Source organism: Marinococcus sp. LNSP9103-4, assembly GCF_056034345.1.
Map to the genome: position 1 here is coordinate 111853 of NZ_JBQLIA010000002.1, position 26984 is coordinate 138836.

At 47.6% G+C, this 26984-nt stretch carries 28 protein-coding genes; 1 reads left to right on the forward strand and 27 read right to left on the reverse strand.

What is annotated here, in order from left to right; genetic code table 11:
* Position 1 precedes the first annotated feature (1 nt).
* The 15 genes from ACTRXG_RS02015 to lepA form a co-directional block, all read right to left on the reverse strand.
* Positions 2-628, reverse strand: coding sequence for a hypothetical protein (locus ACTRXG_RS02015; protein ID WP_474261775.1), 627 nt, complete (start codon positions 626-628; stop codon positions 2-4).
* A 34-nt stretch (positions 629-662) separates the two neighbouring features.
* On the reverse strand, positions 663-1673 hold the full coding sequence (gene floA, locus ACTRXG_RS02020) for a flotillin-like protein FloA (protein ID WP_022794948.1): 1011 nt from the start codon (positions 1671-1673) through the stop codon (positions 663-665).
* Between the two features lies 1 nt (position 1674).
* Positions 1675-3027 carry an NfeD family protein gene (locus ACTRXG_RS02025; RefSeq protein ID WP_474283866.1) on the reverse strand — a complete coding sequence of 451 codons (1353 nt, stop codon included), beginning with the start codon at positions 3025-3027 and terminating at the stop codon, positions 1675-1677.
* Between the two features lie 172 nt (positions 3028-3199).
* On the reverse strand, positions 3200-3646 hold the full coding sequence (locus ACTRXG_RS02030) for a GatB/YqeY domain-containing protein (protein ID WP_474283868.1): 447 nt from the start codon (positions 3644-3646) through the stop codon (positions 3200-3202).
* A 20-nt stretch (positions 3647-3666) separates the two neighbouring features.
* The gene (gene rpsU / locus ACTRXG_RS02035; protein WP_022794945.1) at positions 3667-3840 is read right to left on the reverse strand and encodes a 30S ribosomal protein S21; all 174 of its coding nucleotides are present in this window, start codon (positions 3838-3840) and stop codon (positions 3667-3669) included.
* Between the two features lie 130 nt (positions 3841-3970).
* Positions 3971-4639, reverse strand: a complete 669-nt coding sequence (gene deoC / locus ACTRXG_RS02040) for a deoxyribose-phosphate aldolase (RefSeq protein ID WP_474261773.1) — start codon at positions 4637-4639, stop codon at positions 3971-3973.
* Positions 4640-4667: 28 nt separating this feature from the next.
* Positions 4668-6002, reverse strand: a complete 1335-nt coding sequence (mtaB, locus tag ACTRXG_RS02045; RefSeq protein ID WP_322525755.1) for a tRNA (N(6)-L-threonylcarbamoyladenosine(37)-C(2))-methylthiotransferase MtaB — start codon at positions 6000-6002, stop codon at positions 4668-4670.
* Positions 6002-6757, reverse strand: a complete 756-nt coding sequence (locus tag ACTRXG_RS02050; protein WP_474283870.1) for an RsmE family RNA methyltransferase — start codon at positions 6755-6757, stop codon at positions 6002-6004. Before ACTRXG_RS02050 ends, mtaB begins: the two co-directional genes overlap by 1 nt.
* Positions 6758-6768: 11 nt before the next feature.
* On the reverse strand, positions 6769-7713 hold the full coding sequence (prmA, locus tag ACTRXG_RS02055; protein WP_474283872.1) for a 50S ribosomal protein L11 methyltransferase: 945 nt from the start codon (positions 7711-7713) through the stop codon (positions 6769-6771).
* Between the two features lie 18 nt (positions 7714-7731).
* Positions 7732-8856, reverse strand: a complete 1125-nt coding sequence (dnaJ, locus tag ACTRXG_RS02060) for a molecular chaperone DnaJ (protein ID WP_322525752.1) — start codon at positions 8854-8856, stop codon at positions 7732-7734.
* A 171-nt stretch (positions 8857-9027) separates the two neighbouring features.
* Positions 9028-10875, reverse strand: coding sequence for a molecular chaperone DnaK (dnaK, locus tag ACTRXG_RS02065; RefSeq protein WP_474283874.1), 1848 nt, complete (start codon positions 10873-10875; stop codon positions 9028-9030).
* A 37-nt stretch (positions 10876-10912) separates the two neighbouring features.
* Positions 10913-11497 (reverse strand): nucleotide exchange factor GrpE, encoded by a 585-nt coding sequence (gene grpE / locus ACTRXG_RS02070; protein ID WP_474283876.1) that lies wholly within the window; start codon positions 11495-11497, stop codon positions 10913-10915.
* A gap of 93 nt (positions 11498-11590) precedes the next feature.
* Positions 11591-12625, reverse strand: coding sequence for a heat-inducible transcriptional repressor HrcA (hrcA, locus tag ACTRXG_RS02075; RefSeq protein WP_474261768.1), 1035 nt, complete (start codon positions 12623-12625; stop codon positions 11591-11593).
* A gap of 79 nt (positions 12626-12704) precedes the next feature.
* On the reverse strand, positions 12705-13847 hold the full coding sequence (gene hemW, locus ACTRXG_RS02080; protein ID WP_474283878.1) for a radical SAM family heme chaperone HemW: 1143 nt from the start codon (positions 13845-13847) through the stop codon (positions 12705-12707).
* A 59-nt stretch (positions 13848-13906) separates the two neighbouring features.
* A complete protein-coding gene (gene lepA, locus ACTRXG_RS02085) occupies positions 13907-15730 on the reverse strand; it encodes a translation elongation factor 4 (RefSeq protein ID WP_474261766.1) in 1824 nt (607 codons plus the stop codon).
* A gap of 233 nt (positions 15731-15963) precedes the next feature.
* Here lepA and rpsT point away from each other — a divergent pair, with 233 nt between their 5' ends.
* Positions 15964-16230: a 30S ribosomal protein S20 gene (gene rpsT / locus ACTRXG_RS02090; protein ID WP_091611924.1), complete on the forward strand. Its 267-nt coding sequence runs from the start codon at positions 15964-15966 to the stop codon at positions 16228-16230.
* Between the two features lie 31 nt (positions 16231-16261).
* Here the strand turns inward: rpsT and holA are convergent, their stop codons facing one another.
* The 12 genes from holA to ACTRXG_RS02150 all read right to left on the reverse strand — a co-directional run bounded on the left by holA (position 16262) and on the right by ACTRXG_RS02150 (position 26981).
* The gene (gene holA, locus ACTRXG_RS02095) at positions 16262-17281 is read right to left on the reverse strand and encodes a DNA polymerase III subunit delta (RefSeq protein ID WP_474283880.1); all 1020 of its coding nucleotides are present in this window, start codon (positions 17279-17281) and stop codon (positions 16262-16264) included.
* 90 nt (positions 17282-17371) lie between these two features.
* Positions 17372-19669 (reverse strand): DNA internalization-related competence protein ComEC/Rec2, encoded by a 2298-nt coding sequence (locus ACTRXG_RS02100; protein WP_474283882.1) that lies wholly within the window; start codon positions 19667-19669, stop codon positions 17372-17374.
* Between the two features lie 114 nt (positions 19670-19783).
* Positions 19784-21073, reverse strand: coding sequence for a homocysteine synthase (locus tag ACTRXG_RS02105; RefSeq protein ID WP_474283884.1), 1290 nt, complete (start codon positions 21071-21073; stop codon positions 19784-19786).
* A gap of 72 nt (positions 21074-21145) precedes the next feature.
* Positions 21146-21769: a helix-hairpin-helix domain-containing protein gene (locus ACTRXG_RS02110; protein WP_474261762.1), complete on the reverse strand. Its 624-nt coding sequence runs from the start codon at positions 21767-21769 to the stop codon at positions 21146-21148.
* Positions 21770-21896: 127 nt separating this feature from the next.
* On the reverse strand, positions 21897-22646 hold the full coding sequence (locus ACTRXG_RS02115; protein ID WP_474283886.1) for a class I SAM-dependent DNA methyltransferase: 750 nt from the start codon (positions 22644-22646) through the stop codon (positions 21897-21899).
* A gap of 66 nt (positions 22647-22712) precedes the next feature.
* The gene (gene rsfS, locus ACTRXG_RS02120) at positions 22713-23069 is read right to left on the reverse strand and encodes a ribosome silencing factor (RefSeq protein WP_474261760.1); all 357 of its coding nucleotides are present in this window, start codon (positions 23067-23069) and stop codon (positions 22713-22715) included.
* Positions 23070-23082: 13 nt separating this feature from the next.
* Positions 23083-23646: a bis(5'-nucleosyl)-tetraphosphatase (symmetrical) YqeK gene (gene yqeK, locus ACTRXG_RS02125; protein ID WP_474283888.1), complete on the reverse strand. Its 564-nt coding sequence runs from the start codon at positions 23644-23646 to the stop codon at positions 23083-23085.
* Positions 23633-24208: a nicotinate-nucleotide adenylyltransferase gene (locus ACTRXG_RS02130; protein ID WP_474261758.1), complete on the reverse strand. Its 576-nt coding sequence runs from the start codon at positions 24206-24208 to the stop codon at positions 23633-23635. The genes yqeK and ACTRXG_RS02130 overlap by 14 nt, the downstream gene beginning before the upstream one ends.
* 16 nt (positions 24209-24224) lie before the next feature.
* Positions 24225-24518: a ribosome assembly RNA-binding protein YhbY gene (gene yhbY / locus ACTRXG_RS02135; protein WP_322525738.1), complete on the reverse strand. Its 294-nt coding sequence runs from the start codon at positions 24516-24518 to the stop codon at positions 24225-24227.
* Entirely contained in the window at positions 24511-25362 is an 852-nt protein-coding gene (gene aroE / locus ACTRXG_RS02140; protein WP_474261757.1) for a shikimate dehydrogenase, read from the reverse strand. Before aroE ends, yhbY begins: the two co-directional genes overlap by 8 nt.
* Positions 25363-26466, reverse strand: a complete 1104-nt coding sequence (yqeH, locus tag ACTRXG_RS02145) for a ribosome biogenesis GTPase YqeH (protein ID WP_474261756.1) — start codon at positions 26464-26466, stop codon at positions 25363-25365. It abuts the gene before it with no gap.
* Positions 26463-26981: a YqeG family HAD IIIA-type phosphatase gene (locus tag ACTRXG_RS02150; protein ID WP_474279334.1), complete on the reverse strand. Its 519-nt coding sequence runs from the start codon at positions 26979-26981 to the stop codon at positions 26463-26465. The genes yqeH and ACTRXG_RS02150 overlap by 4 nt, the downstream gene beginning before the upstream one ends.
* Positions 26982-26984 lie beyond the last annotated feature (3 nt).

Sequence of the window (26984 nt, forward strand, 5' to 3'; positions counted from 1 at the left end):
CTCACTCATTACTGCTTTTTTTAGCGGAACGGTGCGGCGTCACTTTTTCACGTGACATTGTTGACTGCCGCTGGTAAGGATAACCACTGCGCCTGGTGACCGGCGGGCTGAGGACCTCCGCCCACACGAGTCCGTTTGCTGCTTCTTTTTTATTTATCGACCGTGGATTTCTCCGCGCTCCGCCGATTTCCCCGTCTGACATCACGCCTCCGCGTTCAGCAGACTGGCGCGAAGCACGCTCAAGACGCTGGCTTGCATTTTTCTTTTGCTGCTGAAGCTCTTCGCGGCGTTTTTCGTATTCTTTTAAAGCACTGCTTTTATTCTGAGGATTATCTGTCTCTTCTTTGTACAGCTCTGCCTCAGCTTCCGGCACCCGGCGCGTTGGATGATTGCCGGGACTTCCAGAAGGATCATTCTGAGGACGGTTCGGCGTATTTTCTTTGCGGGCATTTTCAAACTCTTCGAATATGTCTTCGAGTTTTCCAAAAGCCCCGCGCCGCCTTGAATCACCGTCACCGCTGTCCTGCTGCTGGCTGCTGTCTCCCCGGCCCATAAACGTAATCAAACCGCCGAAGAGCAGCAGTAAAATCCACAGATTTTCAAACACTAGTTCAAACAGCTGCTCCATCGCTTCATTCACCTTCTTCTACGGACAAAGTCCCTTATTTATCGGTGTGCGGGCGGTTATATGGACCGTTTTGGTCGTCGTCTTTACCGGATTTACTGATGGATTCACGCATATCCGTATCAGACATAACGTTCTGGATATTCATATAATCCATGACGCCAAGGTTTCCGGAACGCAGGGCTTCTGCCATTGCCATTGGCACTTCTGCTTCGGACTCGGTAACTTTCGCACGCATTTCTTCTACGCGTGCTTTCATTTCCTGCTCCTGAGCAACAGCCATGGCGCGACGTTCTTCGGCTTTCGCCTGGGCGATGTTTTTATCTGCTTCCGCCTGGTCTGTCTGCAGTTCTGCACCAATGTTTTTGCCAATGTCAATATCGGCTATATCAATGGATAAAATCTCAAAAGCCGTACCTGAATCCAGCCCTTTGGAAAGAACAGTCTGTGAGATGCTGTCCGGGTTTTCCAATACTTTTTTATGATTCTGCGAAGAACCGATCGTCGAAACAATACCTTCACCAACACGGGCGATAACGGTATCTTCACCGGCACCCCCGACCAGACGGTCTATGTTTGCGCGTACGGTGATTCTTGCTTTTGCTTTCACTTCAATACCGTCCATTGCGACACCGGCAATAAATGGTGTTTCAATAACTTTCGGGTTAACACTCATCTGTACGGCTTCCAATACGTCACGGCCGGCAAGGTCGATAGCAGCACAACGTTCAAATGTAAGTTCAATATTTGCACGCTGGGCGGCGATTAGTGCATTGACCACCCGGTCCACATTACCGCCAGCCAGATAGTGGCCTTCAAGCTTGTTCAGTTCAATATCAAGACCAGCTTTTTCTGCCTTGATCATCGGGTTTACTACTCTCGACGGAATAACCCTCCGGAGCCGCATACCGACCAGCTGGAAAATACCTACTTTCACCCCTGCAGCAAGCGCCGAAATCCAAAGCGCAACTGGTACAAAAGTGAATAAAATGACGAGCGCTATTAAAATAATAGCTAATACAATAACGAGACCTATATCAATTCCCATGTCATGATTCCCTTCTTTCTTTGTTAGAGTATGGCTTTACTACAACACGCGTGCCTTCTACACGCACTACCTGCACAGCGTCTCCGCGGTCGAGATAGCGGCCGTCTGAAACGACATCGATTTTTTCCCCGTCAATATCTACTGCACCGGTCGGATGCAGCGGAGTCAATGCCGTTCCTTCTCTGCCTAATAAGTCCGTTCTTCCTTCATTTGACACATATCCTTCCTTCGAAGAAAACGTATCCTGAAGCACCAGCTTTTTCATTGGCCCCCGTTTTCCGAACCCAACCACCATAACTACTGCTGCGACGATGGCGGCTACCGCTGCCAGAACGACGGAGATCGCCATAACGGAAACAGAAAACGACGACATAAACAGGCTGCCAACGACTGCCCCTATACCTAATATACCAAAAATTCCAAAACCAGGAACAAAGAATTCTATCAGCAGTAATATTAAGCCGACGCCAAACAGCAGCAGCCCTTCGAAGCCGGCAAACCCGGCAATCATATGACCGAAAAAGAATAGTCCTAAGGATGCGAGACCGATGCCTCCAAAAATTCCAAATCCCGGTGAAAATACTTCAAGTATTAGGCCAATCATGCCGACGCTCAATAAAATAGGAATCACATACGGACTGGTCACCCATCTTGCGATCTGCTCGGCTGCGCTGATATCTGCTTCTTCCACTGCAGCATTGCCCAGGTTCATCTGACTGAGAAGATCATCTCTGCTGTCGGCAATGTATTCTGCATAGCCCACTTCTTCAGAAGCTGCTTCCGACGCCGTAAGCGTTAACAGTTCACCTTCTCCGGCACGATAATCCGGCAGTTCAACTCCAGGGTCAGCCATTGCTTCTGCATACACTGGATCTCTGTCATTGGATTCAGCTGCATTGACCATATTAGACACCCAGGCTGACTGAGCCTTGTCAGATGCTGCATTGCCCGAGCCGTCAATAACCTGGGCTGCTCCCATTTCTGTTTCAGGCGCCATGGCAATTTCGTCAGCGCTCAAAGCCAGAAACGCTCCTGCTGACATAGCCTGGTCCGTTACATATGCGGTAGTTGGAATAGATGTACCATTGATAATCGAGGCAATCTCACCTGCGGCATCCACCGCGCCTCCGGGCGTGTCCAGTTCAAAAATAATCCTGTCGGCATCAGCTTCTTCCGCTTCTTCCACCGATCGTTCCAAAAATGCAGCCATTCCCTGTTCAACGGTCTGTTCAACCGGGATAACATATACGGTCTGATTTTCACCGGCCCCCTGTACAGATGCCGGAAGCCAGGCGGCTGTCATGAAAAGTATGGCAAGAAGAACGGACAGCCATCTGCTTTTTCTCTGCTCCACCTCTATCCCCCCTCCCGTTCATTAGTTATATGTCTATACTCTTATGTACGAGGATAAAGATAAAAGCGTTTCAATTTTTTCCCGTTTATTTCGGGAGGAAGACTGGCATATGTTTTAAAAAAAGAGACCGAACCGGAACTGAACCCTGATTCGATCTCTAGCTTTCTTATTATCAAGAAGATAAATGCTTTTTCACTAATTGATTTACCTGGGAACCGTCCGCTTTTCCGCTGACTTTAGGCATCACCGCAGACATCACTGTTCCCATATCTTTCATCGAAGAGGCATTCTCCTCCTGAATAGTTTCTTTCACAATTGATTCCAATTCTTCATTCGATAAAGGAGCAGGAAGATATTCAGATATGACGTCCATTTCAAACCTAGTCTGTTCTGCTAAATCTTCCCGTCCTGCGTTTTCAAACTCATGGAGGGAATCTTTTCTTTGTTTCATTTCGCGGTTTAAAACCGCTGTTGCTTCACTTTCATCAAGCTCTTTATTGAGCTTGATAGCTTCATTCTGCATCGAAGCCCGCAGGCCTCTGATAACATTTAAACGCTGTTTTTCCTTGTTTTTCATTGCTGACTTCATGTCACTGCTTAAACGGTCCATGAGTTCCAAGGATGCAGCACCTTCTTTACTTAAAACTTACGTTTTCTAGCTTCTTCGCTTTTCTTCTTACGACGAACACTAGGTTTTTCGTAGTGTTTGCGTTTTTTCACTTCAGCCATTGTTCCTTCTTTGGAAAGGCTACGCTTAAAACGGCGAAGAGCGGCATCAATATCTTCATTCTTTTTCTTTCTTGTCTCTGCCATGTGATTCCCTCCCTCCGAACAACCAATCTAACTAATATATGAATAAAGACTATTACTCAAATACTAGCCATTTGGTAAATAGTATAAAGCATCTGTGCCAAAAAATCAACGAGCTGGCAGGCAGAGATTGTTAGTAGTTTTCGCTTGAGGTTTCACCCTGCAGTATTTTCACGCCAGAGCTTGCACCGAGCCTGGACGCTCCGGCTTCAATTAATGCAAGAGCAGTCTGACGGTCTTTGACCCCGCCGCTCGCTTTTACGCCGGCACGGTCGCCCACCGTCTCTTTCATCAGACGCACATCTTCGATCGTTGCTCCTCCTCCGTTAAACCCGGTGGATGTTTTTACAAAATCCGCTCCAGCTTCAACTGCAAGACTGCAGGCCTTCTTCTTCTCTTCATCAGTTAACAGCGCTGTTTCTATTATCACTTTCACCAGTGCCTCCTGATTTGCAGCCTGCACAACCGCTTCAATGTCCGCGCGGACCAGATCGTCTTCCCCACTTTTTAAGGCGCCGATATTGATAACCATATCAACTTCCTTCGCTCCGTTGGCGATGGCATTTTTCACTTCAAATGCTTTTGTTTCCGGATTTGTGGCACCGAGTGGAAAACCGATCACTGTACAGACAAGCACGCCGGAGCCTTTTAGTTCTTCCGCTGCAAAAGGAACCATCGCCGGATTAATGCATACAGATTTGAAATGATTGTCTTTCGCTTCCGCTGTGATACGTTTTATATCTTCAAATGTGGTTTCCGGCTTCAGCAGTGTGTGATCAATATATTGCGCGAGATCTGCCATACTTTCTCCTCCAGTTTAGCTGTTATAGTTATACAAGCGTTGCTGTATCATGGTCAAGCACGCGTACAAATTCCCCTTCATTCAATGGATAGCCTGCATTCGTAATTTTCACGCGCACAATTTCACCACGCCATTCCGGGTTCGCAGGGAAACGTACCTTTATATAATTTGTCGAGTAGCCGACAAAGTAACCTGGTTTTTCTTTATCTTCTTCTTCCGGAATTACTTCCACGACTTCATTTTCAAAACGCGAAGCATACTCTTTTGCCAGTTGATTGGATAGTTCAATCAGACGGTGCACCCGGTCATTTTTTTCTTCATCCTCAACCTGATCGCTCATTTTAGCAGCCGGGGTACCGGTTCTCTTCGAATATGGAAATACGTGCAGTTCTGAGAAACGCTGGTCCCGGATAAAGTCGTACGTCTGCTGAAATTCTTCTTTCGTTTCCCCCGGGAAGCCTACAATCACATCTGTGGTGATGGCGCATTCCGGAAGCGCTTCGCGCAGTTTTTCGAGGCGGTCCGCATAAAATTCCACACTGTATTTTCTTCTCATTCTTTTAAGCACGGTGTTTGAGCCAGCCTGAAGCGGCACATGCAGATGATTTACTACTTTGTTTGACCTGCGGAGCACATCAATCACTTCATCGGTGATCTGACTTGCTTCTATGGAAGAAATACGGATCCGTTTTAGCCCATCGATGGTTTCAAGATCCCGGAGCAGTCCTGCGAGATTATAGTCTTTCAGGTCTTCACCGTAGCCTCCTGTATGAATGCCTGTCAGCACCAGTTCCTTGTAGCCTTTGTTAACCAGCTGTTCAGCCTGATGCATAACCTCTTCCGGGTTTCTCGAACGGAGCAGACCACGGGCCCACGGGATGATACAGAAGGTACAGAAGTTATTGCACCCTTCCTGAATCTTCAGCGACGCTCTCGTGCGGTCGGTAAACTCCGGTACATCGAGTTCTTCGTACACACGGTTTTTCATAATATTGCTTACACCGTTAATTGGTTCCCGGGACACCGTGTACTCTTCAATATAGTCGAGCATTTTTTTGCGGTCCTGTGTGCCAACGACAATATCGACGCCGGGAATATCCATAATCTCTCCCGGAGAGGTCTGGGCATAACAGCCGGTGACGCATATAATGGCTTCCGGATTTTTACGTACTGCGCGCCGGATTACCTGGCGGCTTTTTTTATCTCCGGTGTTTGTTACCGTACAGGTGTTGATAACATAGACATCCGCGGTCTGATCAAATTCCTTTTTTTCATAGCCGTCGTTTTTAAACAGCTGCCATATGGCTTCCGTTTCGTAATGGTTTACTTTACAGCCAAGAGTATGAAACGCCACTGATCTCATTATATGTTCCCCTCCTGAATTTCATAATAATATGTCACTGCTCCAAGCAGCAGCAAAGAAGCGGTTTCGCTTCGAACAATTCTCTTCCCCAGGGACGTCGCAGGAATGTGCTGTTCCTCAAACAGGGCAAGCTCGCTACGGGAAAATCCGCCCTCCGGCCCGATAAATGCAAGCAGCGTTTCCGGATGCCCGGCAAACACCTCAGGAAGCTTTGCGGGCAGTTCTGCTCTCGCTTCTGCTTCTGATAAAACGATCCGGCTCCCGACAGAAGCCGTGTTTTCTATAACCTTAAGTGCCGAGGAAAAATAAACAATTTCCGGTATATACATCCGCTCTGACTGCTCTGCTGCTTCTTTAGCAATTCGGTTTAAACGATCAATTTTCTTTTGCCGTTTATTCGCATCCCATTTTACCACAGAATGGTCCCCTTCATAAAAATAAATCGCCGAGGCTCCAAGCTCTGTTGCTTTTTGCACGACAGTGTCCATTTTTTCTCCTTTAATCAGAGCCTGGGCAGCGATAATATTTACAGGAAGCTCTGCTCCTCCTGTCCACTCGCTGATTATTTTTGCGTGGACACTTTTTTCTTCCACGCTTTCAATTTCAGTCACAAAGGCATGTCCCTGATTGTCTTTACATACAATTTTTTCTCCCGGGCCCATACGCATAACACGGGCAATGTGCTTTGCATCATTACCCGTGATTTGTATATATTCATGCTGTATGGAGGAGGGATCCACAAAATAATGCTGCATATTCCTCTCCTTTACAGTGTCTGCGGCCGGCGGGCGATAATGCACAGCCAGTCTTCGACTGCCCGCACATCTTCAATAACAAAACCCGCTTCCGTCAGAGCCTGTTCGACATCCGTACGTTTGCTTTCAATGATGCCTGAAGTAATAAACACACCATCCGGCTGAAGGGAACTAAACGCATCCTCTGCAAGGCGGATAATGATAGGTGCCAAAATATTAGCCACAATGATATCTGCCTGCATCGACCGGTATTCCAGCAAATCCGATTGGGCCACAGTGATTTTATCTGCCATCCCGTTTCGGCTGATATTTTCTTCAGCACTCCTGACGGCTACTTCATCAAGATCGAGCGCAAGAATTTCTCCTGCTTCGAATAAGCATGCGCCTATAGCGAGCACGCCGGACCCAGTGCCGACGTCCAGCACTGCATTACCCGGACGTGTGTACTCTTCAAGCGCCTGCATACTCAGCACGGTTGTCGGGTGGGTGCCGGTGCCAAACGCCATGCCCGGATCCAGCATAATGATTTTTTCCCAGCTCTTTTTTTCATACTCTTCCCAGGAAGGCACAATAGTAACTTTATTCGTGATCTGGACAGGCTTGTAATACTTTTTCCAGGCCTCTGCCCAGTCTTCCTCGGCGATTTCTTTGAGCACTACCTGGTTTCGTCCTAAATTAATATCGTAAAGGAGCAGTTCATTAATGGATTGCTTAATTTCCTCCACAGTATCGGTGACGTAGCTTGTCATCGGAAGATAGGCTTTCACAAGCGTGCCTTCATCCGGATAATTATCTTCAGAAAGCATGAACCATTCGTCTTCTGCCTCTTCCCATTCCCGCTCCAGGTCGGCCGAATCTTCAATCACGACCCCGCTTGCTCCTGCTTCCTGAAGCACAAACGATACAGGGTCAATGGCCTCCTGGGTAGTGTGGACAGAAATTTCAATCCAATTCATATGTCTGCTCCTCCCTTTTTACTCTCCGCGAAACGCCCGTTTCACACGATCAAAGAAATTTCCGTGCTGTTCATCGGTTTCTTCATCGCCGCTGATTTCTGCGAATTCCCGCAGCAGTTCCTTCTGCCGGTCCGTCAGTTTCTTCGGTGTCACTACCTGGACTTTCACATGCTGATCGCCCTGGCCGCGTCCATGCACGTTATTAATGCCTTTATTCCGGAGACGGAATTTTGTTCCCGATTGGGTGCCAGCCGGTATTTTCAATTTAACTTTACCGCGCAGTGTCGGCACTTCGATTTCATCGCCAAGCGTTACCTGAACAAATGTCAGCGGCATTTCGCAGTAGACGTCATCTCCGTCACGTTCAAAGAATTCATGCGGCTGTACGTTGAAAACGACAAACAGGTCGCCCGGTGGTCCACCATTTGCGCCCGGCTCGCCCTGACCGCTCACGCGGATCTGCTGGCCGTGGTCGACGCCCTCCGGAATATGAATATTGATCTTTTTGTTCCGGCGGATGCGGCCGTTTCCGTTACATGTAGGACATTTTTCTTCGACTTCAACGCCTGAGCCGCTGCAGCGGTCACACACACGACGGTTCACGACACGGCCAAACGGCGTATTCTGTTCTACGTTCATCTGACCCTGCCCGCCGCACTGGCGGCACGTTCTTTTTTCTGTGCCTGGCTTTGCGCCGTCGCCGCCGCACGTTTCACAATTTTCTTCTTTTGGAATTTCGATCTCTGTATCTTTGCCGAAGGCTGCTTCCTTAAAGGTGAGCGTCATCGTATACTGCAGATCCGCCCCCTGCCGTGGAGCATTTGGATCTCTTGAAGCACCGCCGCCGAAAAACATATCGAAAATGTCGCCAAAGCCGCCGCCGAAGCCGCCTGCTCCGGCTCCGCCGCCGCCAAAGCCCTGGTTCGGATCTTCATGGCCGAAACGATCGTAATTCGAACGCTTCTGGGGATCGCTTAATGTATCATAGGCATCTTTGATTTCAATAAATTTTTCTTCGGCGTCGTCTTCCTTGTTGACGTCCGGGTGATACTGGCGTGCCAGTTTTCTATATGCTTTCTTTATTTCCTGCTCGTCTGCGTCTTTGCTGACGCCAAGCACGTCGTAATAATCGCGTTTACTCATCGTTCATCTTCACTCCTCGCTCTTGTCCATACGTGTTATCTTACCATTCTACAAGAAGACGCTTCAATCTGAAAAACATATTCATTACAGAAAGAAGGGGCCATCCCCTTGAATAGAAGCAGTCAAGTGACCACTATTCGGGACAGCCCCATTCATCAGCGCTACAGATCGTTAGCTGTTTTTGTTGTTATCACTGTTATCATTGTCATCTTTAACGTCTTCGTAGTCAGCGTCTACAGTGTCGTCACTGCTTTCACCGCCGGCTTCGCCCTGCTCCTGCTGAGCCTGCTGCGCTGCCTGTTCATACATTTTCGTTGTCAGCTGCTGAACGATTTCCTGAAGCTCGTCCTTCGCTGTGCGGATGGCTTCAATATCTTCGCCTTCAAGCGCAGTTTTTACTTTTTCTTTTGCGTTCTCAGCCTGCTGTTTTTCGTCTTCTGTTACGTTTTCGCCGAGGTCATTCAATGTTTTTTCTGTCGTGAAGACGAGCTGGTCCGCTTCGTTGCGCACTTCTACTTCTTCTTTACGCTTTTTGTCCTCTTCTGCATTTTCTTCAGCATCTTTTACCATTTGTTCAATCTCTTCTTCGGAAAGACCGGAGGAAGAAGTGATGGTAATAGACTGTTCTTTGTTTGTGCCAAGATCCTTCGCACGTACGTTCACAATACCGTTAGCATCAATATCGAAGGTAACTTCGATTTGAGGTACGCCGCGCGGAGCTGGCGGAATATCGGTCAGCTGAAAACGGCCAAGCGTTTTGTTGTCTGCGGCCATTTCACGCTCACCCTGAAGCACATGAATATCCACAGAAGGCTGATTGTCAGCTGCTGTTGAGAACGTCTGGGATTTGCTTGTCGGAATTGTAGTATTCCGGTCGATTAATTTCGTTGTTACTCCGCCCATCGTTTCGATACCGAGGGAGAGTGGTGTAACGTCGAGCAGTACAACGTCTTTTACATCACCGGTTAGTACGCCTGCCTGAACAGCAGCACCTACGGCTACCACTTCATCCGGGTTAACACCTTTGTGTGGTTCTTTACCAGTTAAGTTTTTAATGCCTTCCTGTACAGCAGGAATACGTGTGGAACCACCAACAAGGATGACTTTATCCACTTCGGAAGCACTGAGACCAGCGTCTTTCATTGCTTGTCTTGTAGGCCCCATTGTGCGTTCAACTAGCTTCGAGGAAAGCTCATCAAACTTAGCACGTGTCAGTGTAAGCTCAAGGTGTTTCGGTCCGCTCTGATCTGCTGTGATAAACGGCAGGGAAATCTGTGTCTGCGTAACGCCGGAAAGATCTTTTTTCGCTTTTTCTGCTGCATCCTTCAAGCGCTGCACAGCCATTTTATCCTGGGAAAGGTCAATACCGTTTTCTTTGCGGAACTCATCCACTAAATGGTCGATAATCACCTGGTCAAAGTCGTCACCGCCAAGCTTATTGTCGCCGGACGTGGAACGAACTTCGAAAAAGCCTTCGCCAAGCTCAAGAATGGATACGTCAAATGTACCGCCGCCGAGGTCAAATACGAGGATAGTCTGGTCCTCTTCTTTTTCCAGGCCGTAGGCAAGTGCTGCAGCTGTCGGCTCGTTTACGATACGGTCTACTTCAAGACCTGCAACACGACCGGCGTCTTTTGTTGCCTGACGCTGGGAGTCGTTAAAGTACGCAGGTACTGTGATAACTGCGTTTGTAACAGTCTCGCCAAGATAGCTTTCAGCGTCCGACTTTAATTTCTGAAGAATAATCGCAGAAACTTCCTGCGGATTGTATTCTTTGCCTTCGATTTCCACCTTGTAATCTGTACCCATGTGACGCTTGATGGAACTGATCGTGTTAGGGTTTGTGATGGACTGGCGCTTAGCCACTTCCCCTACCTGACGTTCTCCGTCCTTGAATGCTACAACGGAAGGAGTTGTGCGGTTGCCTTCCGGGTTCGGAATAACCTGCGCTTCCCCGCCTTCCATAACGGCTACACAAGAGTTTGTTGTACCTAAGTCAATGCCAATTGTTCTACTCATTTTTCTTCCTCCTATACAGTACTCTATATCTGAATTATTAGTTGTTCACTTTTACCATTGAAGGGCGTAGCACACGATCTTTCAGTCTGTATCCCTTTTGCATTTCTTCCACAATCTGATTAGACTCAAACCCTTCTTCATCAGCCTGCATGACAGCCTGGTGAATGGTTGGGTCAAAGTATTCTCCCTGTGCCGGGATTTCTTCCACACCCTGCTGTTCGAGTGCAGATCTGAATTGATTGTAGACCATGGCCATGCCGTCAATAAATGACTGGGCACTTTCGTTATCGGGCTTGGTCTGCATCGCTCTTTCAAAATTGTCCATTACCGGCAGAAGCTCCTCTGCCAGAGGCTGGACCCGGTATTTGGCGTCTTCCTCTTTTTCCGCTTTTGCTCTGCGGCGCACATTCTCTAAATCTGCCTGAGCACGAAGAGCACGGTCTTTCCATTCGTTTATTTCTTTTTCGAGTTCTGCTTCACGCGAACCGGATTCCTCTTCAAGTTCATCCTCTTCAACATCTTCCGGCTCGAGGATTTCGACGTCTTCTTCGGTTACTTCTTCTTCATTTGGTGTTTCCTGATCTTTTTTTTCCTCTTCCTGCTGCTTGTTCTTTTCGCTCACCTGCGCCACCTCCATTAATGCTGTTGCTATCGTTCAAAGCCATACTATATCCGACTCTTTATTAAGTTCATCAACCAATAACAAATACTATCATTAAGAGTCTCTCCGGTACAAGTCATCCAACACATTTGAAAGGCCGTAAGAAAGATGATTAATTAGGCTGATAACTTTTTGATATTCCATTCTCGTTGGCCCTACAATACCAATGGTTCCAACCGGCTTCCCAGCGAGGGAATACGTGGCAGAGATGATGCTGCAGTGCTCAAACGCTTCATTGGGGTTTTCCTGCCCAATTCTAATCGTCATACCGTTAATGGTTGGTTTTAAGAGCTCGTGAATCAGATGCTCTTCCTCCATTAATTCGAGCAGCGCCCGCACACGGTCTACGTCTTTGAATTCCGGCTGGTTGAGCAGGTTGGTTTTGCCTCCGTAAAAGATCTTTTCATGCCTCGATTTCCGGAGAGCCTCTTCCGTAAACGAAAGAGCTGCTTCGTAGTTGAGCACGTACCTCTTTAAAACGTCTCTCACTTCAGAAAACAGCGCCCGCTGCAGCTGATAAAGCGGAATTCCCCGCAGCCGCTCGTTTAAAATGTTCGTAATTTGTTCGAGCTCCCCTGCTTCAAGCGTTGGGGGAAGAGCTACCGTATGGTTTTCCACATATCCTGTATCTGTCACGATGACAGCAACAGCTGCTTCTTTTCCAATAGGAACAATCTGAATCTGCCTGAGTCTCGATTCAAACATTTCCGGGCCAAGCACAATAGAGGCATAGCTCGTCAATTCAGACAAAATGCCGGCTGTTTCCTTTACTGCTTCTTCAGCTTCGAGTATTTTACCGGCAAAAAGCGATTGAATGTTGTTCATCTCAGGTTCACTGAAACGGTACGGCAGCAGCAGGCGGTCCACATACAGCCGGTAAGCTTTTTGGGAAGGAATGCGTCCGGACGAGCTGTGGGTTTTTTCCAAAAAACCGAGCTCTTCCAAATCCGCCATATCGTTACGGATGGTGGCCGGACTGAACGTAATGCTGTTTTTTTTGGAGATGCTTCTTGAACCTACAGGTTCGGCCGATTGAATATAATCTTCAATGATCGATTGCAAAATGAGTAATTGTCGATCGGTAAGCATTACACATTCTCCTCTGTTAGCACTCGTTTTATCCGAGTGCTAAATCTATTTTATAAGCTATCAAAGGATTTTTGCTTTGTCAATTATTTTCAGGCTCATCGTCCAATAAAAATAAAGCAAACACTTCATTACCGAGCAGCTTTCCTTCTTCTGTTAAAAACAAACGGCCGTCTGCTTCTGTGAGCCACTCCTTCCGCTTCGCTTCCTGAATGCTTTCCGGATATATGTCTTCCACGGCACAGCCGTATTTCTGATAAAAACGCTCCGTAGATACACCTTCATATAACCGAAGCCCGAGAAACATTTCCTCTTCGATCTGTTCTTTTATCGTTACCGGATGCGTCGTTTGTACTGGGCTGCCTTTTTCCTGAACTGCCTGGATATAATGGTTCAACGGTTTAATGTTGGCGTACCGCACGCCGTCGGTGTAGCCGTGAGCGCCCGCACCGGCACCAATATATTCTTCATTCTGCCAGTATATCCGGTTGTGACGGCTGCTGTACCCGGCACGTGCAAAGTTGCTGATCTCATAAGCATCAAGCCCGTGGCTTTCGAGACGATCCACAAGCCGCTCATACATATCCGCCTCCTCTTCCTCCGGCAGCGGAGCTATTTTTCCTTCACGCCACCAATTATAAAACCGGGTCTGCTTTTCGATCTTCAATGAATAAGCCGACACGTGCGGAGGAGCAAGCGCCATTGCTTCATCAAGCGTTTCTTCCCAGTCCTTCATCGTCTGGCCCGGCAGCCCAAACATTAAATCAATTGAAATGTTATCAAAGCCGGCCTGTCTGGCTGCCTGGACTGTTTCTTTCGCTTCGTCTGCAGAATGTCCCCGGCCGATACTGCTTAACTGGGAATCGTGAAACGTCTGAACACCAATACTCAGCCGGTCCACTCCGCCTGTCTTCAGCAGCGACAGCTTCTGCTCACCTACATCTCCCGGATTCACCTCTACCGTATATTCCTTGAGCTGGGTCACCGGAACGTGCCGGTTCATGATCTGCATCAGCTTCTCCACCTGTACAGCCGAAAGAGCTGTCGGCGTCCCCCCTCCGATATAAACCGTCTGCAGCTGGTCCATCGTGTAGGAGGCGAGTTCCTGGTCCAGTGCTTCTAAATACTCATCGACCGGCTGGTTGTTAATGAGAAATTTATTAAAATCGCAGTAATAACAAATGTATTCGCAAAAAGGGATGTGGACGTACAATCCTTTTGCCACGCTTTTCTCTCCTTCTTTATGGAAAAAGCAAAGGCCGCCCGGAAGGCAGCCCGCTTTGCTTAGTCTTTATCCATCTTTAATACAGACATAAATGCTTCCTGCGGAACATCTACTTTGCCAACGCTTTTCATGCGTTTTTTACCTTCCTTCTGCTTTTCAAGCAGCTTACGCTTCCGCGTAATGTCGCCGCCGTAGCATTTGGACAAAACGTTTTTCCTCATGGCTTTGATGGTCGAACGGGCGATGACGCTTTTCCCAATTGTCGCCTGAACCGGCACTTCAAACTGTTGGCGTGGAATTAAATCTTTTAATTTTTCAACGATAGCTTTCCCGCGTTCATAGGCCACGTCCCGGTGGACAATAACGGACAGCGCATCCACACTTTCCCCGTTTAACAAAATATCCATCTTCACGAGATTGCTTTCTTTAAAGCCGATAAACTCATAATCAAATGAAGCATAACCTTTTGTCTGGGACTTCAGCTGATCGAAAAAGTCATAGACAATTTCGGTTAACGGAAGGTCGTAGACGATATTCACACGCGTATCATCCATATACTTCATGTCTTTAAATTCGCCGCGTTTAGCCTGGCACAGCTCCATAACGGCGCCTACGTAATCATTTGGCACCATGACGGTCGCTTTTACGAACGGCTCCTCCACCCATTCCACCTGCTGGGCATCCGGCATGTTGGAAGGGTTATCGATCTCTTTCATTTCCCCGTCCACCATCTGCACGTGATAAATAACGCTCGGTGCAGTGGTGATCAGCTCGATATTATACTCGCGCTCAATGCGCTCCTGTATAATTTCCATATGCAGCAGGCCGAGGAACCCGCAGCGGAAACCGAAGCCGAGTGCCTGGGAGGTTTCTGCTTCAAACTGCAGTGAGCTGTCGTTAAGCTCCAGCCGTTCAAGTGCGTCCCGGAGCGCGTTATACTTGCTTGCATCTGTCGGGAACAGGCCGCAGAAAACCATTGGATTCATGCGTTTGTAACCCGGCAGCGGCTCGGCGGCCGGATTATGGGCGTTTGTAATTGTATCGCCGACTCTTGAATCGCCAACGTTTTTAATACCGGCAATTATAAATCCAACGTCCCCCACTGTCAGTTCATCGCAGGAGACCGGCTTCGGATTAAATACGCCGACGTCCGATACTTCAAATTCTTTTCCAGTCTGCATCATCCGGATTTTCTCCCCCGGCTTAACCGTTCCTTCTTTAATCCGGATATAGGCGATAACTCCGCGGTACGTATCATATACAGAGTCGAAAATCATGCCCTGCAGCGGAGCTGAAGGATCACCCTGCGGTGGCGGCACCTTTTCAACAATCTGCCTTAAAATTTCGTCTGTGCCTATTCCGTCCTTCGCGGAGGCAAGTACTGCTTCCGAAGCGTCCAGGCCGATAACATCCTCGACTTCCTGCTTCACCCGTTCAGGCTCTGCGCTCGGCAGATCCACCTTATTAATAATAGGCAGAATTTCCAGATCGTTATCAAGGGCAAGATACACATTGGCGAGCGTCTGGGCTTCAATGCCCTGAGCGGCATCTACAATCAAAAGGGCCCCCTCACAGGCTGCCAGGCTCCGCGACACTTCATAGGAAAAGTCGACGTGTCCCGGAGTGTCAATCAAGTGAAAAATGTACTCCACTCCATCTGTATGTGTATATTTCAGCTGTACAGAATTAAGTTTAATCGTAATACCGCGTTCTCTTTCTAAATCCATCGCATCCAGCATCTGGTCTTTCATTTCACGCTGGGTCAACGCACTGGTCGATTCTAAAATCCGGTCAGCAAGCGTCGATTTCCCGTGATCAATATGGGCGATGATCGAAAAGTTACGAATGCGCTTCTGGCGCTCAATTTTTTCCTGCTCTTTCATTGATTCGATCACTCCTGTTATTACTACTTTGCCGTGCGTTCCGTTCGCAGAGACTAACGTCTATTATAGCAATGCCCCGCTCTTCCTTCAATGTTCGCGTTCGCTTCGCTTTAATTCTGAAAATTTCATCCATTTAACTCTTTCCTGCTGAATCTTGCGCTCAGTCGTGATTTTTGATAGAATCCTTTTGTGCTGATAAAAGAAACGACCGGTAACTAAAGGAGGTGACCACCATGGCAAATATTAAATCCGCAAAAAAGCGCGTGATTATTAACGAAAATCAACGCGTGAAGCAGCAGGCTTTCCGTTCTTCCATGCGTTCGGCTATTAAAGAATTCGACAAAAACATCGATGCAAACAACGTTGATGCTGCGAAGAATTCCTACGCGCTCGCGATGAAGAAAGTAGACAAAGCAGCCAGCAAAAACATGATTCACAAAAACGCGGCCAACCGCGCTAAATCCAGAATGCACAAGCGCCTAAGCGCAGTAGCACAATAAGGATAAAACGACTCGGGCCCGAGTCGTTTTTTTATTGTCCAATTTTCTGGCCCGAGACAAGCTTCATAAAACAGAGCTCGAGGGCGAGCTGCTTATCCATTTTCCCGGCTTTCATCTGGTAATCCGTAGTACTAAGCAGCTTCAGAGCGTTCTGTAGGTACGAATGCGAAAATGCCGCCGCCGGCTTTTCAGCAAGCTGTACCGCATACGGATGGACTTTAATCGAACCGGCCATGCGTTTTCGCGAATAGCCCTGCTGCTTCAGGTTTTTTACATGATAAATAATACGGATCTGACGGGCAAGCAGCGCCAGAATCTTGATCGGCTCTTCTCCCTGCTTAAGCAGGTCGTAATATATGCGCAGCATCGTCTTTGCCTGGCCTTTGACTACGGCGTCCACCAGTTCAAACACGTTGTCCTCAAGCGAGCGCGGCACCAGTTTATCCACTGTTTCCATCGTCACTTCCCCGCTTCCCGTATAAAGCTGCAGTTTTTTCGCTTCTTCGGCAAGCATCAGAAGGTCTTTCCCGGCAAGAACAATAAAACGATCCATGACTTCGCGGCTCATTGTAAGCTGGTGGGCCTGATTAAACTGCTGCATCCATTTTTTCATCGTCTCTTCACCGGCGGCTGCTGCTTCTAGTACCACAGCCTGTTTTTTAATTTCCTTAACTACCTTTTTCCGGGCGTCGAGCTTTTCATAAGGCGCGGACAGTATTAACACAGTAGTAGGATTCGGCTTCCTGGCATATGTTTCAAGCGCTTCGATTTTATGCTCCACCTTCTCTTTCTCTTTTGCCCCCGTTAAAAAGTAGCAGTTTTTAAGCACGATCACCCGCCGCTCTCCGAAAAAAGGGAGAGTTTCCGCCTCCTCCACAGCAATTTCCACCGGTGTCTCACGCATGTCGAACGTAGACAGATTGAATTCTCTCTCCTCTTCCGCCAGTGCTTTTCCAATAATTTTCTGCTGAATATCCTGAATCATATAGCCTTCTTCACCCTGCAAAAGGTAAAACGGCTGTACGTCCTCCTGCTGTATCTGCTTTTCCATCGTTATATAATCCATCTGCTCACACTTTCCGAACGTATTCTCTTTCTATTTTATCTTATTTTCTTTTTTATTCCTACGAGAAACCCTGACTTAATTGCACACCGGAAGCATTTCCTCTCTTGCCGTAAGTATACCAGGCGTCTCCCGGGAAGAAGTGATGAACTGGACAGCTCCCTGAAGATCCGTACGCCATATATTTACGCCCGCTTTTTCAAGTATTTCGAGAGGTTCCGGATGAGGGTGGCCAAAACGGTTGCAGTAGCCTGCTGATATAACCGCATGCTCCGGCTGAACCGCTGCCACAAAATCTTTGGCCGTGGATGTTCTGCTGCCGTGATGACCCGTTTTTAAAACGTCCACCTGCAGCCCAGGATAAGCCTGCACTATCTGTTTTTCCTGTTCGGTGGAAATGTCCCCGGTCAGCAGCCAGCGCTTTCCGCCAAGCTCAAAATACAACACAACAGAACGATCGTTTTTATCCTTCGATTCACCCCCGGGATGCAGAACATAAAAAGGCGTATTCTCAATATGGTGACTTTCCCCGCCTTCGACGATCCTAATATCTGTATGTTTGTCAAACGCTGCCAAAAGCTCCCGTTCCCCGGGCTCATACTGGGCGCTTCTGCCATACCATAGTTCGTCTGTGGGCACATGCTCCACCACGTATTTCAGGCCGCCAACGTGGTCAGCGTCCCCGTGCGTTGCAACTACCGTGTCCAATTTGCGGATTCCCCGGTATTTTAAATATTCAGCAACGACGGCCTCACCGGGATCAAAGGGAGACTCCTGTTCCTTCCACTCTTCGTCGTTAAAGCTTACCCTTCCGCCCCCATCAACAACCATCACGCCCTGCCTGTAAGGCATTTCAATGACTGTGCTGTCTCCCTGCCCGACGTCAAGGTAGGTCACTCTTCCCCGACCATCTGTATAAGGGGCCGTCCACTGCCAGACTGCTGCCGCGAGCATGACTGCTGCTGATAGAAACATAGCTGTCTTTCGCATGTTTTTGTTCCACGCTGTAATAAACATCATGCATCCTGCCGCATATACAACGATAAAAACAGGACCCGGCTTTCCGAGAAGTATTGTGGACCACGGCATACCGGCAAGATAGATAAAAAGTTCGTGCATCCAATCAATTGCTGAAAAAACCAAAGAAAAGATTTCGGGAGGAGAAGCAATAAAAAAGGAAAGAAGGTAATTCAAAAACAAAAAGGGGAGAACGAGGAATAGAAGAACCGGGGCGAACAAAAAATTAATCAGTACATTCCATAGAGAAAATTGATAGAAGTTCCATAGTATTACAGGTAGAGAGACGAGCATTGACGAACCGGCGACCCAGACCATATTCATCCATTTCCCGGCGGCTGTCATTCTTTTTCTGCACAGAAGCAGATGGGCGCTCAATAAAAAGGAGAGCTGAAAACCGATGTGAAAAAGATAGCCCGGACTGAGAATAAGCATAACCCCCATCACCATCAAAAGAATAATTACCGGATCCATATGCCGCCCGCGGGGTCCCCATTTCTGCCAGCCGATGAAAAATCCTGCAGCAAGGGCCGCACGAAGCACCGAGGGAGCTCCACCGGTCAGTACAGCATATACGGGCAAAAGGCAGAGGATCACCGTATAGGAGCGTTCCTTCGTCACTCCGATTCGCTTCAGCAGAAAAAATACAGCCCCACTAATAATAGCAACATGCATGCCGGAAACGACGAGCACGTGCACGAGACCAAGCGAGCGGTATGCTTCCTCCACCTCGCCGGCCATTGACGCACGGTCTCCAAACAGCAGAGAGCCCGCCAGACCAGCGGCCTGTTGAGGAAAGAACCTTTCAATACGCTGCATCTGCTGGGCCCGGATCCGCTGGAGGGTGTCAACGGCTCCCGTTGAGCGTGCAAAGCATTCAACGTTCTGACTATTATCCACCGTAAACAGCCAATGTATTTTTTCCCAGTACAGATAAGTCTCGTAGCTGAATCCGCCGGGATTACCAGCGGCCGACGGTGCCTTCATTTCCCCGTTCCACCGGCACTGTTCTCCCGGAAGAAGACTTTTGCTTTGCTGCATTTCTTCTTCAGTGTCAAACCACCATGTGACCGGTATGAACTCCCCCGTATCCGTACGAAGTTCAAAACGGGCCCTTCCGCCGTCATACGTTAGAGGCGAGGCTACGGTACCAGTAATTTCTGATTCGGTGCCGTTAAAAAATGAATCGTTGTGTTCCACCCAGTACCAGGAGCTTCCGGCAAAGATCAGTGTTAATACTGCACCGGCAGCAAATACCCGAAAGCGCCGCAATATGATAAAACCGGCGCCGAAGCAAAGCCAAATAATCCCCCACATCCAGAAATCTCCACGGAGCAGCATTCCGACTGGGGCTGTCATAGATATAAGTATCCATAGGACGGGGATCGTGTTCACCCCCAAATGTTAAATATTAAGATAGGAAAAAGAAAAAGAAAGGGCCTGCCCAGCGAGGCAGGCTTTGTCGTTCGTGGTTTATTTCTGGCTTTCCTGGAGGGCTTCTTCTAAATCGCGAAGAATGTCGTCTATATGTTCGATGCCAACGGAAACCCGGATAAGGTCTGCCGATACCCCTGCCGCACGCTGATCTTCCTCAGAGAGCTGCTGATGCGTGGTGCTTGCCGGATGAATAACTAACGACTTTGCGTCTCCGACATTCGCTACGTGCGAATGCAGATTGCAGGCTTCGATAAATTTTTTCCCTTCGGCGAGACCACCTTTGATGCCAAAGGTCAGAATGGCCCCTTTTCCTTTCGGCAGATACTTTTCCGCTGTAGCATGCGTCTCATGTGAAGAAAGTCCGGGGTAGTTCACCCAGTCCACCAGCTCATGCTGCTCTAGAAATGACGCTGTCTTTTCCGCGTTTTCACAGTGGCGCTCCATTCGCAGATGAAGCGTTTCAAGCCCCTGGAGAAGCAAAAATGAGTTCATTGGAGAAATAGCTGGTCCTAAATCACGCAGCAGCTGCACACGTGCCTTTAAAATATAGGCCATTTCTCCAACCGCTTCGGTAAATACGACACCGTGATAACTCGGGTCCGGCTCTGTAAGTCCTGGGAATTTGCCATTATCCCAGTTGAATTTTCCGCTGTCCACAATCACGCCGCCAATTGTCGTGCCGTGTCCGCCGATAAATTTTGTTGCCGAATGTACGACGATATCCGCGCCGTGGTCAATGGGCCGGCACAGAATAGGCGTAACTGTCGTAGCGTCCACTATTAAAGGCAGCCCGTTATCGTGAGCCACCCGGGCAATTTTTTCGATATCAAGTACATTGCCATTGGGATTTCCAATAATTTCGCTGAATATTAATTTTGTATTTTCATTTATCTTTTCCTCGTACGCCCGCGGGTCCGTACCATCCACCAGATGAACCTGGATACCCATTTTCGGAAGCGTATGCATAAACATGTTGTACGTGCCGCCGTACAAGCCGCTCGAAGCGACAATTTCATCTCCGGCGCTGCAAATATTCAATACGGCAATATGAATAGCGGAGCTGCCGCTTGCAGTAGCAAGCGCACCGATACCTCCATCCAACGCAGCCATTCGTTTTTCAAAAACATCGGAGGTCGGGTTCATGATTCGGGTGTAAATGTTCCCAAATTCCTGAAGGCCAAATAAATCAGCGGCATGGTCGGTATCATTAAACTCATAGGATGTTGTCTGGTAAATAGGCACCGCTCTTGCGTTAGTGGCCGGATCGGGGGTTTGGCCCGCATGCACAGAAAGTGTTTCAAGTTTCCAGTCTTTATGTTCTTCCACAGGAAAGCTCCTTTCTCTCAAAGCAATAGTTTTTCTTCCTTAACTTTATCAGACTATTTCGAAAAGTAAATATTAGAGAGAAATGTAATCCCGGAGCTGCTCCACCGTCTTTTCACCTATTCCGCTCACATTGGATAAGTCTTCTATCGTTTCAAAGGAACCGTTCTCTTCCCGGTAGCTTAAAATAGCTGCGGCTTTTGCCGGGCCAATTCCAGGTATAGTTTCTAAATCCACCTGCTCCGCCTCATTCACATTAACCACAGACCCTTCCTCACTGCTTTCTTCGAGCGGGCCAGTAACTGTTTCCTCCCCTTCCCCAGGTATATGAATAACCATCTCATCCTCTACTCTTTCTGCAAGATTCACCTGAAGCATATCCGCTTTGTCCGTAATTCCGCCCGCCTTCTGGATCGCTTCTTCGACTCTCTCATCTGACTGAAGTTTATAAACACCCGGGGCATGCACTTCCCCTTTCACATCGACCTGGACCACTCCACCGGGCTCTTCAGCTTCCTGCTCAGAACCACTTCCAGAGGCCTCTTCCTGCACTGTTTCGTCCGATTGATTTTCCCATGGAACAGATTCCTGCTTTTCCGCCTGTTTCCCGGGTAGTCCGCTCCAAAATAATAGAAACATAATTCCAAGGCACACGGCTCCGCCGGCGCTGACTGCAATTAATTTCCAACGGCTCGTCAAAGAAAGCATCAACTCCAGATTCTTTTTATTTGTTTAATTAGTAAAGGGAAAATTTAGGAGGGGAAGGGAGCAGGGCCCCCATATTAACGAGGAGAATGTTCACTTCTATATATTACAATATTTTACACTATTTGTCTGTTTTTTTCGCTAAAAAGAATATACGCTCGCTTTCTTCATCCGGAAAATTCGCTGTGAAGTCAGCTGTGATACGGACAGTCGAAAAACCCGCTTCCTCGAGCCACTCTTTGTATTCATTAACGGCAAACGTACGCTGTACATGATCTTCATCAAACCGGCTGTAGGTGCCGTCAGCATTTTTCGAAAAAATAGTCAGCTCATGCTCAACCTCCCAGATTTGTTCTGAAGGATACACATCCCATATAAAAGAAATCTCTTCATCATTGTCTGCAAAGGAAACCTCAGACAAAATATCCTCTATGTAGTGAATGGAATGAACGTCGAACATAAAGGTACCACCAGCTTCAAGATGATTATACACACCGGCAAAGGTAGCTTTAACCTCCTCCGGCTTTGTTAAATAGTTCAGGGAATCACAAAAACAAAAAATGAGCTGGTACGTATCCGGCGCGTCCAAAAACCTCATATCCTGATGGAACAATACAGGTCTTTCCCGTGAAGCACTCCATTTCTGCGCTGCCACTGCAAGCATGTCTGCTGAAAGATCCATGCCGTCAGCATGAAATCCTTCGTTATAGAGACGTTTCATGATCTCTCCGGTTCCGCATCCAAGTTCAAGCATTTTGGGATTATTGGCCGGGACTTCTTTTATGACGGTTTCTTTCCAGGCGTCATACGGAGCTTCAGCCATCAGCCGGTCATACACTTCGGCAAAGCCGTTATACATTGAGTGGGCCATGCTGCACTTCCCTTCATTTTAAATTAGAAAAAGGCCTGATTTTTCAGGCCTTTCTGGCTTACATTGTTACTGGGAAAGCACCGTTTCGAGTTCCACGTATGCGGCATCTCCCCATAATTTTTCAAGGTTGTAATAATTTCTTTCGTCTTCATGAAAAATGTGTACAACGACATCCCCGAGATCGATCAGCACCCATTTGGCTTCGTTATAGCCTTCAAGTCTCTGTACGTCTAGACCCTGCTTGTGCGCAGCCTTTTTCAATTCTGTGGCAATCGCCTGCACCTGCTTTTCAGAAGTGCCGTGCCCGATAACAAAATAATCTGCAATCGGTGAAACCCCTCTCATATCAAGTGCTACGATATCGTGTGCATTTTTGCTGTCAGCAGTTTGTACCGCTAATTCAAGCAGTTCCTTTTCGTTCATCTACAGGCCTCCATTATTTGTGTTCCATCACCAGATCGTTGTAAGCGGCAAGCGTATCTGGAAATACAGGAACATTTTTTGAAATTAAAAATTGAATCGTGTTTCCAAGAGCCATGATGATGGCAGCGTCTATATCTGCTTCTGCCGCCTCCCGGACTTTTTCCACTCCAGGAAATGTGCGGTTTGGCTCTATATAATCCGCTAAAAACAGCACCTTTTCATAAGCTGTCATATTGGGCTTTCCGGTCGTATGCCAGTAAATAGAAGAAACAATATCCACGTCTGCAATCCCGGCTTCTGTCTGAATGAAATAAGCACCGGCCGGGGCATGAAGCAATTCGTCCCCGTAGGCGATAAACCTGCCGGCTTCTTCTTTTCCACGGAGCAGTTCACGCATTTCTTCGACAGGACGGTATTTAGCATAGTCATGCAAAATAGCTGCTATCTCTACTTTATTATAATCGATATCAAACCGTTCTGCCAAATATAAAGCGGTCTCCCGGACACCGAGTGTGTGCTTGTATCTGTTTTCCGTCAACTGTTTTTTAACGATTTGAAGAGCTTCATTTTTGTCCATACAGTTTTTTCCTCTCAATCTCTTTTAATACATTACCCGGCACAATATAGCGGACGGTTTCGCCGTCCCTGAGCCGGCGGCGTATCATCGAAGAAGAAACGTGCATCACAGGAGCTTCCACCTGGGTCAGCCATGAAGGCTTGCGGCCGTTGTAGCCGGGCCGGTTTACAAATACAAATTCAACCAGCCTGCGAAGCTTTTCAATATCCTTCCATTTATCCATCTGGTCTGCCATATCGCCGCCGATCAAAAAGAAGAACTCCGTTTCGGGCGCCTGCTGCTTAAAATAGCGTACTGTATCAATTGTATACGAAGGTCCGCCACGTTCGATCTCCACGGAGGACGTTCGAAATCCGGGATTATCCTCAATCGCTGCTTCTACAAGCCTTAGACGTTCTTCCCCGGAAATCATTTTCTCCCTCTGCTTATGTGGCGGTGTGTGGACTGGGATAAACCAGACTTCATCCAGATTTAATGCATTTTTTGCCTCTTCCGCCATAATCAGATGAGCTAAATGCGGCGGATCAAATGTGCCTCCGAACAGGCCGATACGTTCATTCATAATAGCTTCTCCTTGTTTACTTTGGAAGTTCAATCCCAGGATTGTCTTTCGATCTCCGGTACAATACGATCGTATTTCCGATTACCTGTACAACTTCAGAGCCGGTACCTTCAGCAAGCTCAGACGCCACTTCATGCTTGTCTTCCATGCAGTTCTGCAGAAGGTTCACCTTCAGAATTTCCCTTTTTTCAATCGCTTCATCTACGTGTGTAATAATTTGTTCATTCATACCTTCTTTTCCAATTTGGAAAAGTGGCTTTAACGAATGTGCTTCTCTTCGCAAAGTACGCTTTTGTTTATTATTAAGCATTGTTTTCTCCTTTTAGATGGTCTTCGACAAGTGCCTGCATTGCTTTACGGTCCGGTTCCGTCCCCGTCCAGTACTTGAACGCAAGCGCTCCCTGATTAACAAACATTCCACTTCCATTCAATGTGTCGACCCCTGCCTGCCGGGCATCCTTTAACCACCTGGTTTCCCAAGGGTTATAGATAAGGTCACTGCATAATGCAGAGGCTTTTACATTTTTGAGGCTCCAGGGGGAATTGTTTATCTCAGGGCTCATCCCAATCGAAGTAGTGTTAATTAGTATGTCGTACTCATGGTTCCTGCTTTCCGCTTCCTCTTTAGCCGCTACTTTGATAGCTGCTATATCTTCCAGATGCTTTTTCAGCTGTTCTGCTTTTTCCTGCGTGCGGTTCACAATAGTAATGCTCTCAGGGCCCCGCAGGCTTAACGCGTAGCATACGGCCCGCGCTGCCCCGCCCGCTCCAATCACAAGAATGTTTGCATTTTTGATTTGATCCAATGAACGTACAGCCAGTAAAGATTCCAGATAGCCTTCCCCGTCCGTATTATATCCGACAAGCGCATCATTTTCTCTTACGACCGTATTCACCGCGCCGATTCTTTCGGCTGAGGGGTCAAGCTTATCGATATAGTCCATCACCCGTACTTTGTGGGGAATGGTAATGTTGAAGCCGGCAGCCCCTAGCTGCCGAAGCGCCTGTACACCCTTTTGCAGCTCTTCTTCCGGCATATCGAACAAATGGTAGTACCCGTCTATGCTTAGTTTTCCGAATTGCTCATTATGCATTTGCGGCGACAGCGAATGACCGAGCGGATGGCCGATTAAGCCAAGCAGCGTTTTTGGCAATTAAATCACCGCCTCCCGTTTTGATACTCCTGTACCAACCGGCACGTAAATATCCACGGAAGCACGGGCGTTTGTTACCGTAATCCATCCGAGGCCCTGCACAACAATATCTGTTTTTTCCTCTTTAATTTCAATTCGGTGCTTCGTTAATTCCGGCGCATCTTCCACACTGTACGGAGGCTTTAATACGTCTCCGACCCTGTCCGGGTGGAGGCGGTCAGCGTTATCCTGCTTGGTGCGGTGCACCGGAAGCCGGTTAGACATAAACACAACAAATGAATTAGGATCGCCTTCAACAAAATCCATGCGCACATAACCGCCGATAAATATCGTCTGTCCGCTTTCAAGCTGGTACACTTTCGGCTTTAATTCCTTTTCAGGAATAAACTCTTTCCGTTCCTTAAGACTCCGTGTGCGCCCGAACTGCTTATCGTTGATAAGTCCGGGAGTATCGTAAAGACTCGCCTGTTCATCTAAAGGGACTTCAATCATGTCAAGCGTCGTTCCCGGAAAATGAGAAGTAGTAATGTCCTGTTCTTCATTTTCGCCGAATTCAGCAATCAGTGCATTAATAAATGTAGATTTACCAACGTTAGTGCACCCGGTGACGTACACGTCTCTGCCATTTCTTAGCTCTTCAATGCTTGAAGCAGCTTTTTTAATCCCGTGTTTATTTTTGGCACTCAGCAAAACAACGTCTTTTGGCTTTAATCCCTGCTGCTTTGCCTGACGGCGAATCCAGTGGAGAAGCTTGTTTTCATTTAAAGAGTGCGGCAGCAGATCCGTTTTGTTCACCATTAAAAGCACCGGGTTATCTCCGACATATCTTTGAAATCCCGGAATCCAGCTGCCTTCAAAATCAAACACATCAACAATTTTTACAATAAGTGCTTTTTTTCTGCCGAGCTCATGCAGCTTATCACGGAAATCCTGATCTTCCATGTCCACGTCCTGAACTTCATTATAATGCTTCAAACGAAAACAACGCTGGCAGATCACTGTCGCTCTGTCTACTAGCGCTGATGTCGGGACGTACCCGGCTTTATTTTTATCCTCATTTTGAATAGGCGCCCCACATCCGGCGCAGTACAGCTCTTCGGTCATTGTGTATCCTCCCATTGAATTAATCCTCTGTCTTTTAAGCGCTTCATTAACCGGCGTTCTATCTTCCGGTTAATTTTTGTCAGAAAGCCATCACTTTGGGCCACAGGCACAACTAACACCGTGTAAAATCCGGCCCGGTTTCCTCCGAATACATCCGTCAGAACCTGGTCACCGACTACAACCACTTCACGCTTTTTAAGTCCCATCCGTCTGGTCGCTTTTCGAAACGCCCGGCCCATCGGTTTTTTGGCCGAATGAATGAAATGAATGCCGTTTGGCTCTGAAAACGAGCGCACACGGTGCTCCGAATTGTTGGAAACAATAGTTACCTGAAAACCCTGCTCCTGTAAAAAGAAAAACCAATCATCAAGCTCGTTTGTTATATCCGGCCGGTCCCATTCTACCAGAGTATTATCCAAATCAGTGATAATACCTTTAATATTGTTTTCACGCAGGTGTTCTAAATCGAGATCTAAAACACTCGGCAAGTATTCATTCGGCATAAATCGCTTAATCAA

What these genes read in the sequence shown, in the direction of transcription:
- deoC (WP_474261773.1), bottom strand. Translation starts at nt 4,639, where the DNA reads ATGGCAGATCTCGCGCAATATATTGATCACACACTGCTGAAGCCGGAA.
- rpsT (WP_091611924.1), top strand. Translation starts at nt 15,964, where the DNA reads ATGGCAAATATTAAATCCGCAAAAAAGCGCGTGATTATTAACGAAAAT.
- ACTRXG_RS02015 (WP_474261775.1), bottom strand. Translation starts at nt 628, where the DNA reads ATGGAGCAGCTGTTTGAACTAGTGTTTGAAAATCTGTGGATTTTACTG.
- dnaK (WP_474283874.1), bottom strand. Translation starts at nt 10,875, where the DNA reads ATGAGTAGAACAATTGGCATTGACTTAGGTACAACAAACTCTTGTGTA.
- hrcA (WP_474261768.1), bottom strand. Translation starts at nt 12,625, where the DNA reads ATGCTTACCGATCGACAATTACTCATTTTGCAATCGATCATTGAAGAT.
- yhbY (WP_322525738.1), bottom strand. Translation starts at nt 24,518, where the DNA reads ATGCTTAATAATAAACAAAAGCGTACTTTGCGAAGAGAAGCACATTCG.
- yqeH (WP_474261756.1), bottom strand. Translation starts at nt 26,466, where the DNA reads ATGACCGAAGAGCTGTACTGCGCCGGATGTGGGGCGCCTATTCAAAAT.
- floA (WP_022794948.1), bottom strand. Translation starts at nt 1,673, where the DNA reads ATGGGAATTGATATAGGTCTCGTTATTGTATTAGCTATTATTTTAATA.
- holA (WP_474283880.1), bottom strand. Translation starts at nt 17,281, where the DNA reads ATGGAAAAGCAGATACAGCAGGAGGACGTACAGCCGTTTTACCTTTTG.
- yqeK (WP_474283888.1), bottom strand. Translation starts at nt 23,646, where the DNA reads ATGGACAAAAATGAAGCTCTTCAAATCGTTAAAAAACAGTTGACGGAA.
- dnaJ (WP_322525752.1), bottom strand. Translation starts at nt 8,856, where the DNA reads ATGAGTAAACGCGATTATTACGACGTGCTTGGCGTCAGCAAAGACGCA.
- mtaB (WP_322525755.1), bottom strand. Translation starts at nt 6,002, where the DNA reads ATGAGATCAGTGGCGTTTCATACTCTTGGCTGTAAAGTAAACCATTAC.
- ACTRXG_RS02100 (WP_474283882.1), bottom strand. Translation starts at nt 19,669, where the DNA reads ATGACAGCCCCAGTCGGAATGCTGCTCCGTGGAGATTTCTGGATGTGG.
- ACTRXG_RS02115 (WP_474283886.1), bottom strand. Translation starts at nt 22,646, where the DNA reads ATGGCCCACTCAATGTATAACGGCTTTGCCGAAGTGTATGACCGGCTG.
- rpsU (WP_022794945.1), bottom strand. Translation starts at nt 3,840, where the DNA reads ATGGCAGAGACAAGAAAGAAAAAGAATGAAGATATTGATGCCGCTCTT.
- ACTRXG_RS02130 (WP_474261758.1), bottom strand. Translation starts at nt 24,208, where the DNA reads ATGAATGAACGTATCGGCCTGTTCGGAGGCACATTTGATCCGCCGCAT.
- ACTRXG_RS02050 (WP_474283870.1), bottom strand. Translation starts at nt 6,757, where the DNA reads ATGCAGCATTATTTTGTGGATCCCTCCTCCATACAGCATGAATATATA.
- prmA (WP_474283872.1), bottom strand. Translation starts at nt 7,713, where the DNA reads ATGAATTGGATTGAAATTTCTGTCCACACTACCCAGGAGGCCATTGAC.
- lepA (WP_474261766.1), bottom strand. Translation starts at nt 15,730, where the DNA reads ATGAAAGAGCAGGAAAAAATTGAGCGCCAGAAGCGCATTCGTAACTTT.
- rsfS (WP_474261760.1), bottom strand. Translation starts at nt 23,069, where the DNA reads ATGAACGAAAAGGAACTGCTTGAATTAGCGGTACAAACTGCTGACAGC.